The organism is Oscillospiraceae bacterium, assembly GCA_015068525.1.
Classification (GTDB): Bacteria; Bacillota; Clostridia; order UMGS1840; family HGM11507; genus SIG450.
This window is the reverse complement of the sequence record SVKJ01000035.1, coordinates 1-11,310: the sequence shown is the minus strand read 5'-3', so window position 1 is coordinate 11,310 and position 11,310 is coordinate 1. Positions and strand designations below refer to the sequence as shown.

11 protein-coding genes and 1 riboswitch are annotated in these 11,310 nt (G+C 31.6%); of the genes, 7 read left to right on the top strand and 4 right to left on the bottom strand.

Translation table 11 applies throughout. From position 1 onward, the window contains the following. The first annotated feature begins 4 nt into the window (after positions 1-4). Positions 5-280 carry a stage IV sporulation protein A gene (locus E7419_07805; GenBank protein ID MBE7015086.1) on the top strand — a complete coding sequence of 92 codons (276 nt, stop codon included), beginning with the start codon at positions 5-7 and terminating at the stop codon, positions 278-280. Positions 281-353: 73 nt separating this feature from the next. Here E7419_07805 and E7419_07800 read toward each other — a convergent pair whose 3' ends face one another. Both E7419_07800 and E7419_07795 read right to left on the bottom strand, forming a co-directional pair. Beyond that, positions 354-1,244 carry a sugar phosphate isomerase/epimerase gene (locus E7419_07800; protein MBE7015085.1) on the bottom strand — a complete coding sequence of 297 codons (891 nt, stop codon included), beginning with the start codon at positions 1,242-1,244 and terminating at the stop codon, positions 354-356. Further along, positions 1,244-2,071 (bottom strand): AraC family transcriptional regulator, encoded by an 828-nt coding sequence (locus E7419_07795; GenBank protein MBE7015084.1) that lies wholly within the window; start codon positions 2,069-2,071, stop codon positions 1,244-1,246. The genes E7419_07800 and E7419_07795 overlap by 1 nt, the downstream gene beginning before the upstream one ends. 153 nt (positions 2,072-2,224) lie before the next feature. Here E7419_07795 and E7419_07790 point away from each other — a divergent pair, with 153 nt between their 5' ends. The 5 genes from E7419_07790 (at position 2,225) to E7419_07770 (ending at position 8,139) form a co-directional block, all read left to right on the top strand. Further along, the gene (locus E7419_07790) at positions 2,225-3,289 is read left to right on the top strand and encodes a Gfo/Idh/MocA family oxidoreductase (GenBank protein MBE7015083.1); all 1,065 of its coding nucleotides are present in this window, start codon (positions 2,225-2,227) and stop codon (positions 3,287-3,289) included. 61 nt (positions 3,290-3,350) lie between these two features. Then, complete coding sequence (udp, locus tag E7419_07785; GenBank protein MBE7015082.1) at positions 3,351-4,133, top strand: uridine phosphorylase; 783 nt, start codon at positions 3,351-3,353, stop codon at positions 4,131-4,133. A gap of 151 nt (positions 4,134-4,284) precedes the next feature. After that, positions 4,285-4,394, top strand: a riboswitch (glycine riboswitch). A 114-nt stretch (positions 4,395-4,508) separates the two neighbouring features. After that, a complete protein-coding gene (locus E7419_07780; GenBank protein MBE7015081.1) occupies positions 4,509-6,029 on the top strand; it encodes an alanine:cation symporter family protein in 1,521 nt (506 codons plus the stop codon). A gap of 128 nt (positions 6,030-6,157) precedes the next feature. Continuing rightward, positions 6,158-7,165 (top strand): SGNH/GDSL hydrolase family protein, encoded by a 1,008-nt coding sequence (locus tag E7419_07775; protein MBE7015080.1) that lies wholly within the window; start codon positions 6,158-6,160, stop codon positions 7,163-7,165. 2 nt (positions 7,166-7,167) lie between these two features. Then, positions 7,168-8,139, top strand: a complete 972-nt coding sequence (locus E7419_07770) for an AEC family transporter (protein ID MBE7015079.1) — start codon at positions 7,168-7,170, stop codon at positions 8,137-8,139. A gap of 42 nt (positions 8,140-8,181) precedes the next feature. On the opposite strand, the gene E7419_07765 is transcribed toward E7419_07770, so the two are convergent. Together E7419_07765 and E7419_07760 are read right to left on the bottom strand one after the other, a co-directional pair. Next, positions 8,182-8,724 (bottom strand): phosphodiesterase, encoded by a 543-nt coding sequence (locus E7419_07765; protein MBE7015078.1) that lies wholly within the window; start codon positions 8,722-8,724, stop codon positions 8,182-8,184. 8 nt (positions 8,725-8,732) lie between these two features. Beyond that, positions 8,733-10,217 (bottom strand): DUF1846 domain-containing protein, encoded by a 1,485-nt coding sequence (locus tag E7419_07760; GenBank protein MBE7015077.1) that lies wholly within the window; start codon positions 10,215-10,217, stop codon positions 8,733-8,735. A gap of 149 nt (positions 10,218-10,366) precedes the next feature. Here E7419_07760 and E7419_07755 point away from each other — a divergent pair, with 149 nt between their 5' ends. After that, positions 10,367-11,254, top strand: a complete 888-nt coding sequence (locus tag E7419_07755) for a phosphatase PAP2 family protein (protein ID MBE7015076.1) — start codon at positions 10,367-10,369, stop codon at positions 11,252-11,254. Positions 11,255-11,310 lie beyond the last annotated feature (56 nt).

The following is an 11,310-nucleotide window of genomic DNA, read 5'->3' as shown; positions in this document are numbered from 1 at the left end:
TCATATGATAAAAGCAGATATAGAAACTGAAGTATCACCGATTGTCGGAACTGAAAAACAATCTGAAGAACTTGTTCATTATCTTTTAAAAGAATTTGAATCTGACCCTAAATCAATATGGTCGTCAAATATTTTTGGCAAATCTTTACATGAACTTGTAAACGAGGGATTACATAATAAACTTTCAAAAATGCCAGAAGAAGCGCAAATGAAAATGCAGGAAACTTTGCAGAAAATAATAAACGAAGGCTCAGGCGGACTTATTTGTATAATATTGTAAATGCTACAACTATCAAAAGGACGTTTTGGGGACAGTCCCCAAAACGTCCTTTATTGTGTAAGAACAATATTTATTAAAAAATTTCTTCCATAAGTTTTTTAGCATAATTAAAATCACATAAAGCATACCATTCTCTGTCGCCGGGGCGGGGAGCTTCTATTCCTATCGGGCCTTTGTATCCTATTTCTTTTAGTTTTTTAAGATAGATTCTGTGATTTATTTCTCCCTCCGAAAGAGCACAGGGAAATCTTTTTAACGAAACAGGAACAGGATTAGAGTTCTTTAAATGTGTATAGAAAAGTTTATCTTTATATATTTCAATTGTTTTTTCTATATCAGGCTGGTCAGGGAAATATACTGTGTTTCCATAATCCATATTTATTCCTATTGATGGCGAGTCAATTAAGTTAACAAGTTTTATTGTTGAAGATGGAATGTCATGAATATAGTTCATATGAGTTTCAAAGGCAAATTTCAAACCAAGTGAAGATAACTTTTCTCCTAAAATTTTAAAAGTTTCAACAGTAAGAGCCCAGTCCTGTTCTTTGGCTGCATAACTTCCATGTAATTCATAAGAGTCACTTGGAACAGACGTATCAGAAGATTTGATTTCTTTTGCGTACGTATTAAAAATATCTGACTGGCATAAGTCATTTGCAATTTTTACTCTTTCTAATATGTTGTTTATGTTTTTATCTCTTTTTTCTTTTAATGGATCTGATGCATCAGGCATATTCATACAAAGTATTATTCTTTTTAGTCCGTATTTTTTCTTACATCTTGCTATTTCAGTTATATATTCTTCGTAAGAATAATCAGACAGTTCAACAGGTGGATTATACCTGAATTCTATACCGTCAAAACCTATTTTAGATGCTAATTTACATACATCATCAATAGAGTTTTTCCCAAAATGATTAAAAGATTTTTCTCCGTAGTTAATATGCATTATAATATCGTTCATTATGATTTTAATTTCCTTTCTATTTCATATTCGTTTTCTTTTGAGGGTATATGCCCGAAATAGTTCTTATAATTTCTGTAAAATGTTCCGTAATCAGTAAAACCACACAGGGAATATACTTCGTGTGGTTTGTATCCACCTCTTATAAGTTTTCTTGCTTCAATAAGCCTTTTTGTGTTTATATATTTTTTTGGAGTAGTTTTTAAAATTTCCATAAACAAATGGTGAAGATGGCATTTTGAAATAAAAAGTTCTTTGCATATATTTTCAATACTTGTTTGCATGCGATAATTTTTTTCAATGTATTCTATGGCGCTGTTTATAATTGGATTAATAACATTATAACTGCTCTCATAATCTTCATTTTTAACAAGTATCAGATTGTAAAGAACTTCTTCGGTAAGATTTCTTAATATTTTACCTAAATCTTCACCTTCAAAAGAAGAAGTATAGTAGTCAAATTTTTTAAAAATATCTATTATGTAATGGTCTCCGTTAAAGTTAATAACATTTAAATCCTTATCGATTTTACTGTATGCTTCTTTTCCGATAATTTTTTCATCAAAAAGTATTCCGTATCTTTCGTAAGTTGTACCGTCTTCAATTTTTATTCTGTGCACAAGGTTAGGGCGGAATATTACAAGACTGTTTTCATAAAGTTTGTACTCTTTACCGTCAATTACAGCCTTGATATTTCCTGACTTTAAAAAAATCAATTCGCATACATCGTGTGTGTGAAAAGGGAATTGTTCATCGTTTGGATTTTCAATTATTGCGTGGTCTGATAAAAAGTCTGAATCAGAGTATTTTGATATTTTTGTAACCATAACACTTCACCTGTTAATTATATGATGGTAGTCGTCCTAAACTTATTATAATATAACTTCACATTTTTTGCAATATAAATCAACATTTTTTAATATTTACTTTTTATAAAATATGATTTACTATTAACATACTATCATAGGAGGTAGATTATTATGATTAACGTTGCTATTATAGGTCAGGGAAGAAGCGGCCGTGATATTCATGGCAAATATTTTAAATCTGAGTACAACACAAATTATAAAGTTGTAGCAGTAGTTGAAAAAGATGAACAAAGAAGAGTAAGAGCGGAAGAAGAGTATCCGGGATGTAAATCTTACGAAAACTATAGTGAACTATATGGAAGAGATGATATTGACCTTGTTGTCAATGCTACATATTCTGATGAACATTATAGCGTTACAAAAGATTTGTTAGAAAACGGATTTAATGTATTGGTTGAAAAACCAATGGCAAGAAACAGATATGAATGTGATAACTTAATAAGAATTGCCAAAGAAAAAAACCTTGTACTTGCAGTATTCCAGCAGTCTTTGTTTTCACCACCTTTTGTTAAAACCATTGAAGTTATAAGAAGCGGAGTTTTAGGAGAAGTTATGCAGGTTGAAGTTAAAGCCAACAACTTTGCAAGAAGATGGGACTGGCAGACTCTGCAGTCAAGAATGGCAGGAAATGTTTATAATACAGGTCCTCACCCAATTGGTCATGCACTTGGCTTTTTAGATTATGATGATAATGCAAGAGTAGAGTTTTCAAGACTTGGAAGAGCCCTTAACAGTGGTGATGCAGAGGATTATGCTAAAATTATCTTAACTGCACCTGGTAAACCTGTTGTTGATATTGAAATCAGTTCCAATGATGCATTTTGTCCTTACGGATTTAAAGTAATGGGTTCTAAAGGAACGTTTACCTGTACAGCAAAAGATTACAAACTTAAATATATTGTTGACGGAGAAAATCCTGAACAACCAATTATTTTTGAATCACTTAAGAATGCTGAGGGATATCCGATATACTGCAGTGAAAACTTAATTGCTCACGAAGAAGAAGGCAAAATAGAAAATGAAGTATTTACAATCGGAAATATCAAGTTCTATAAAATGCTTTATGAAACATTGACAAATGGAACACCTCTTATAATCAAACCTGAATATGCGGCTAAGATAATAAGTGTTATTGAAACAGTACACGCAAATAATCCAATGCCTGTTATATACTAAAAAAAGAGTCAGTTGACTCTTTTTTTTATATTTGCTATACTGTATTTGAGGTGTTTAAAATATGGAAAAATTATTTTACGCAAATGAAAAAGAATATCATATAAATTTAAAAAAAGGCGATGTCGGAAAATATGTTATACTTCCTGGAGATCCCGGAAGATGTGAAAAAATTGCAAAGTATCTTGATGATGCAAAATTTATTTCGTCTAACAGGGAATATGTAACATATACGGGATATTTATTTGGTGAAAAAGTAAGTGTAGTATCAACGGGTATAGGAGGGCCTTCTGCTTCAATTGCTTTGGAAGAACTTATTCATATAGGTGCTGATACATTTATAAGAGTAGGTACTGCAGGTGGAATTAAAGAAGATGTTACGTCAGGCGATTTGGTAATTGCAACAGGTGCAGTAAGGCAGGAGGGAACAACAAGAGAATATGCACCGATTGAATTTCCTGCAGTTTCAGATTTTACTGTTACTCTGGCACTTAAAGAGGCAGCGGAAGAACTTAATTTTAAATATCACATAGGAGTAGTCCAGAGTAAAGATTCTTTTTATGGTCAGCACAGTCCTCAAAGTATGCCCACTCAATCTGAACTTGATTATAAGTGGGATGCGTGGTTAAAGTGTGGAGTACTTGCAAGTGAGATGGAAAATGCTTCTTTATTTATTGTCGGAGCAATAAGAGGAGTAAGAGTCGGTTCAGTTTTAACGATAATGGGTAATCAGACAAGGCGTGATATGGGACTTAAAGAAGAAGTATGTTTTGATAGTGATAATGCAATTAAAACAGCAGTTTTAGCAATTAAAAAACTTATCGAAAAAGAACATAAAAATAAATAAACAATAATATAATGTATTGACAAGCAATAATTAAAATGATATACTAAGAAAAAAATATTAATGCTAAGTGAAGAATGCAGGAAAAAGGCGCGAGCCTGCCGAAGGAGTAACACTCTCAGGTGCTTAATTAATTTAAGTAAAGACTGCAGACGGATAGCGCTCCGGAGAAGTCCGGTTCTTTATATTAAGAACAAAGGGTGCCGAAGGTGCAAAACTCATTTTATGAGTTAATCTCTCAGGCGAAAGGACGGAGGTAAAGTTTTTAGAATGCTTTATTTATATGCGGAGTTTTTGTTGTGCAAAAACTCCGCTTTTTAAATTATGTATTTTAAAAAGAGCGTCAAAATATCTTTTTCTTAGCGGAAGGAGAAAAAAATGGGTAATTTTTTTAATTGGTTAACAGAATTTAACAATGATGTTAACTCATTCGTATGGGGGAAGGGATTGTATCTTCTTCTTTTAACAGGAGTACTTATGACTGTTTTAACAGGAGTATTCCAGATTACTAAAATCCGTCACTGGATGAGCGAAACACTTGGAAGTCTTTTTAAAAAAGATGTTTCAGGTCACGTAAAAGGAAAATCTATATCTCAGTTTCAGGCACTTTGTACTGCACTTGCAGCAACTATCGGTGTAGGTAATATTGCAGGGGTTGCTGCTGCTATTGTTGCAGGTGGTCCCGGAGCAGTATTCTGGATGTGGATTGCGGCATTTTTGGGAATGATGACTAACTATTCAGAAAATGTTCTTGGTATTTATTTTAGAAGAAAGAATGCTGATGGCGAATGGTCAGGCGGAGCAATGTATTATCTTGAAGAAGGTCTTGGCTCTAAAAAAGGATTTAAGTACATAGGTAAAATTCTTGCCATTTTATTTTCAATCTTTTGTATTTTAGCATCTTTTGGTATAGGTGCGATGGGGCAGATTAATAAAATTGTTGTTAATATGGTATCAGCATTTGATATTCCATCTCTTTCATCACAGGTTGTTTACGAAGGTGTATCAGTATATCATATAGTTATTGGTATTGTTTTACTTATTATTGCAGCTCTTATAATTATCGGTGGTCTTAAAAGAATTGCATCATTTGCAGAAAAAGTTGTACCTGTAATGGTTGTTCTTTTTGTAACAGGCAGTTTGATTATTATTGCAATAAACTTTGCAAATATAGGTTCGGCTTTTAATGCAATATTTAAGTATGCCTTTACTGTTCCTGCTGCACTTGGTGGTGTCGGTGGTATAGTTATTAAAGATATAGTTACTCAGGGATGTAAAAGAGGCGTTTTCTCTAATGAAGCAGGTCTTGGCTCATCTGTTATGGTTCACTCGAATTCCAATGTAGTTGAACCTGTTAGACAAGGTCTTTGGGGAATTTTTGAAGTTTTTGCAGATACTATGATTGTGTGTACAATGACTGCTCTTGTTGTTTTAACAAGCGGTGCTATCGATCTTAATACAGGCGCTTTAATTTGGGAAGGAGCAACAGATGCAACTTTAGTTGCAAAAGCATTCTCAGGTGTATTTGGAATATGGGGCGAAAGATTTATCGCTGTTGCTATTTTGCTTTTTGCCTTTACAACTGTTTTAGGATGGGATCACTATGGTACAAAAGCATGGGAATACTTATTCGGCACAAAATCAACTCTTCTTTATAAAGTTATCCACCTTGTAACAATTATGTGCGGAGCACTTTTAACATCTTCACTTGCATGGGATATTTCAGATACCTTTAATGGTCTTATGATGGTTCCTAACCTTATAGGTGTTATTGCTCTTTCAGGATTGGTTGTAAGAATAACAAATAACTACGTTTACAGAAATCTTAAAGGAAAAGATATTAAACCTATGCTTTCAATTCATCCTGATATTCAGGAAGAACAGGAAAAGAAACTATAATAGTATTTTAAAAATTCGTGCAAAAGGGTAATCCCCATTTGTACGAATTTTTTAGTGATTCAAACTTGAAAAAATTTTAAAGTATGTTATAATATTTTAGTGGATAAATTAAGGAAAGGTTGTTTATAATGATTCTTAATAAAGTTGCTCTTGATAAACTGATTTTAGGCAGTCTTAAAACAGCAGAAAAAGACGGTTATATATCAATTATGAGATTTTCTGATACTCGATGTGAATTTTATAAAAATCTCAGTCCCGAAGTTGAAAAAAGAGTCAATTGTACCGCGTCGGTCAAACTTGAATTTTACACAAAGGGTGGGGAAATATCTTTTGATTATAAAATTCTTCCAGGAATAAAAAGAGAATATTATTCTATAGATTTACTTGAAGACGGATATTACCGTTATAATATAAGTGAAGAAAAAAATGAAACCGAGAATGTTTTTAAATATACTGTTCCTTTTTCAGATGATTATAAAAAAATAACAATATATTTTCCTACAACCGTGGTTATGCAGATAAAAAATGTTAATCTTCCGTCTGATTATCTTCCTCATAAAAGAGAAAGAGAAGTTCTTGCGTTGGGAGATTCGCTCGTTCAGGGTTATAATCCTATGCACTTTCAGAATACATGTATGAATATTCTTTCGGATTTCTTTGATGCTAACCTTATAAATCAGTCGGTTGGAGGTCAGGTATTCAGACCTGAAATTGTTGAAAAAACGGTTTCTAATCCATATTTTATCTATGTAGCCTACGGGATAAATGACTGGGTTTCAGGAAGACTTAATAACGGAGAAAATGCAAGGCAGGTTATTCTTTCTTTAAGAGAAATTTATCCTGATAAAAAAATATTTTTAATCCTGCCGTCAGATTCTGTTTACCTTGAAAAGAAAAGGGAAAATGATGATATTACAGACTCTTATGATAAATCTTGTGATATATCTACAGTAGCAGAAGTGAGAAATGTTATACTTAATGCTACAAAATATATTGAAAATGTAATACATATAAACGCAGAAAAATTTGTGCCACAGTATCCTGAATGTTATTATTCAGATAATGTGCATTTTACTGATCTTGGAAATGTTTTATATGGCAATGAACTTGTAAAAGCAATAGCGAAGGAGCTTTAATAATGGAAATTTTTAATCTTACGCTTTCACAAATGCTTATGATGTTTACATTGATTTTAGTAGGATTGGTATTAAGAAGAAAAACCAATATTTCCGAAAACGCAGGTACTGTAATGGCAAAACTTGAAACTTTTGTTTTTGTTCCTGCACTTTCACTTTTTACGCAAATGACAAAATGTACTGTTGAAAATTTCAAGCAAAATGCATCATTGATGCTTTATGGTTTTGTAATTGTTTTATTTGCAATTTTAATTTCTTACCCACTGTCCAAACTTTTTGTAAAAAAACAAAAAGGGGAATCTATGGAAATTTCATATCAGAGAAATATTTATAAATATGCACTTACTTTTGGAAATTACGGATTTATGGGTAACTTTATTGCTTTAGGTGTATGGGGAAATGACTTTTTTTATAAATATTCTTTGTTTACTTTTCTTATCGCAATTGTATGTTATAGTTGGGGATTATATATACTTATTCCAAAAGAACACAATGTTGGAATAATTAATAATTTAAAAAAAGGTCTTATTAATCCTCCTGTAATCGGTTTGGCGATAGGGATGTTTATAGGTCTTTGTGGGTTGACAAAGTTTGTTCCTCAATTTATGATTACTGCACTTGATAATGCGGGAAAATGTCAGGGACCTGTTGCAATGGTCCTTGCAGGGTTTATAATAGGCGGATATAATTTAAAAGAACTTTTGAAAAACAAAAAAGTATATCTTGTTACTTTTTTCAGACTCATTATAATTCCAGCACTTATAATGCTTGTGTTGAAACTGATTGGTGCAAATGATGAAATAATGACATTTGCTCTTATTGCATTTTCTACACCACTTGGGCTTAACACAATTGTTTATCCGGCTGCATATGGAGGAGATACGAAAACAGGCGCATCAATGACAACAATATCTCACACGTTATCGGTTGTTACAATCCCTTTAATGTATTTAATATTTATAGTTTTACTGTAAAAAAATAATGCGATGTTTGTCTTTTCAAACATCGCATTTATCTTATAAAATACAGTTCATATATTCCTGCCCGTCTATAGTTTTCCATATAAATTTTTTATTTTCATAAATTAAAAAACTATGCGGTGAATTTTCTTTTGGTATGGATACGCTTCCGGGATTTAAACATATTATGTTATCAACTACTGTATTTAAAGGAATATGTGTATGCCCGTAAATAAGTATATCATCTTTTGAAAGAGGCGGAAGGTTATCTTTGTTATATTTATGGCCGTGTGTTACAAAGATATTAAGATTATCAATAAATATATTAAGATAGTCTGACAGGATAGGGAAGTTAAGTACCATCTGGTCAACTTCGGTATCACAGTTTCCCCTTACGCATATAATTTTTTCTTTGTATGAATTTAATAAATCTATAACTTTTTTAGGCTCATATCCTAAAGGTAAGTCATTTCTTGGACCGTGATATAATAAATCTCCCAGAAGAACAATTTTATCAGGTTTTTCTTTATCTATGGAATCAACTAATTTGTTAAGATAATGATTTGAGCCATGAATATCAGAAGCAAAAAGTAATTTCATTTTTTCACCTACTTATGATAAAGACCTTTAGTTTCATATAATGCTTCGTAACTTACGTTTATTCCAAGCCTTTTTAAGATTTTTTCATCTTCTTCGCTTATAATAACCGAGAAATGGGCATCGCTGCCTTTAAGGTTAGATAGTTGTTCTTTAGCAAGTTTTGCAATCGGATCAGTGAGAGCAGAAACGGTAAGCGCAATCAAAATTTCATCAGTATGAAGACGTGGATTTCTATGTTTCAAATACTGAGTTTTTAATTTGCATATAGGTTCTAAAACATCAGAAGATATAAGATCTGATTCTTTAGAAATATTGCCAAGTGCTTTTAGTGCATTAAGTATAAGAGCAGATGCAGCACCTAAAGTGCTTGAGGTTTTTCCTGTAACAATTTTACCGTTTGGTAAAACCATAGCGCCGGCAGGCATATTTGTTTCATTTGCCTTTTTAAGAGCGTAAGAAACTGCGGGATGGAAATCTGTTGTAACTGATGCCTGATTCATTAGAAGTTCTAATTTTGAAACCTGAACATCATTATTTTCACCTTTAATCTTATTAACTTTTGCAGTAAAATATCTTCTTAAAATTTCCATTCTTGATGCGTTTTTGCAAACTTCATCATCAATGATACAGTTTCCTGCCATATTAACTCCCATGTCGGTAGGAGATTTATAAGGACAGTTACCCTGAATTTTTTCAAATATAGATTTCAGTACAGGGAAAATTTCAACATCTCTGTTGTAATTAACCGCAATTGTACCATAAGCGTCTAAATGGAAAGGGTCTATCATATTAACATCGTTAAGATCAGATGTTGCAGCTTCGTATGCCAGATTAACAGGATGCTTTAAAGGTAAGTTCCATACAGGAAATGTTTCAAATTTAGCATATCCTGATTTAATTCCCATTTTAAAGTCGTGATATAACTGGCTTAAGCAAGTTGCCATTTTGCCGCTTCCCGGACCGGGTGCAGTAACAACTACAAGTGAACGGCTTGTTTTAATATAATCGTTTTTGCCAAGCCCTTCATCACTTACAATATGAGGCACATCGGAAGGATATCCTAAAATAGGATAGTGTTTATAACATTTTACATTAAGATTGTTAAGTTTTCTTATAAAGTCATCTGCAGCAGCTTGTCCGTCATATCTTGTTATAACAACACTGCCAACATATAACTGAAGACTTTCAAAAATATCAATAAGTCTTAAAACATCATCATTATATGTTATTCCAAGATCGCTTCTCATTTTATTTTTCTCAATATCCGAAGCGTTAATTGTAATAACAATTTCAACATCGTCTTTTAATTGCTGAAGCATACGCATTTTGCTGTCAGGCTCAAAGCCGGGCAGTACTCTGGATGCATGAAAATCGTCAAATAATTTTCCTCCAAATTCAAGATAGAGTTTTCCGCCAAAATCAGAAATTCTCTTCCTGATTTGTTCAGATTGAGTTTTTAGATATTTGTTGTTATCAAATCCTGTTTTATTCATTGCTTACAATACCCCTTCTTAATGCATATGGAATTCAAGTCCCCGTGCCTGACATCTTTTTCATTATATCACAAACAAAAATAATTTAAAAGTATTATTTTGTAATTTTTTAAAAAAGTCTTTAAAAAAATACCAATATATGTTAATATATTAAGAAGGGAGTGATCAGGTTGCTTGAACTAAATTTATTTTTGCAAAATAATGGCAATATTTTTTTAGATAAATTTTTTCTTTTAGTATCCTACCTTATAACGGATATCCCTCTTGTTGCCGTATTATGTTATGTTTATTGGTGTATAAATAAAGATAAGGGCATTAGAACAGGTTTTATTCTTTTAAATGGTATGCTTTTTAATTTTATTGTAAAAGATATATTTAAAGTGGGAAGACCTTATGTTAAAAATTCAGATATAGTAAATAAAGATGTAAAATTCGGGTATGGATATTCTTTTCCGAGTAATCATTCCCAACTTTCTATGTCACTTTTGTTTTCGGTTAAAAGATACTTTAACATAATTAAATTTTTTATTCCTTTGCTTGTTTTAACTCTTTTAATCGGTTTTTCAAGAATATATCTTGGAGTCCATAGTATTATAGATGTACTTATTGGTTTTTTACTCGGATTTTTCATTGTAAAAATTTCAGGGAATATAATTGATAATATAATGGAAAGAAAGAAATATTGGTATGGATTTTTGTTTATTATACCGGGAATTATCGGAATAGTTTTCTTTAATGATCATGACAGTCTTAAGATTACATACTTATATCTTGGATTTTTAATTGGTTTTTTAGTAGAAAATAAATATATAGGTTATAAAATTCCTAAAAAAATATATAGTAAGATTATAAATTATCTTATAGGTATCATAGGCATTGCGGCAATCTATCTGCTTATAGAAAATGATATAAAATACTTTGTACTTGGTTTTTATATAACATTTATAGCACCATTACTTTTTAATTTAAGACTAACTATTAAAAGTCAAGAGAAAAAAACGAAAATTCTCAAAATAATTTTTAGTAAGTCAAAATAATCAGCTGTACATTGAAAATTGCATGACAAACAGAGCAACATAAGTTGCTCATAAAA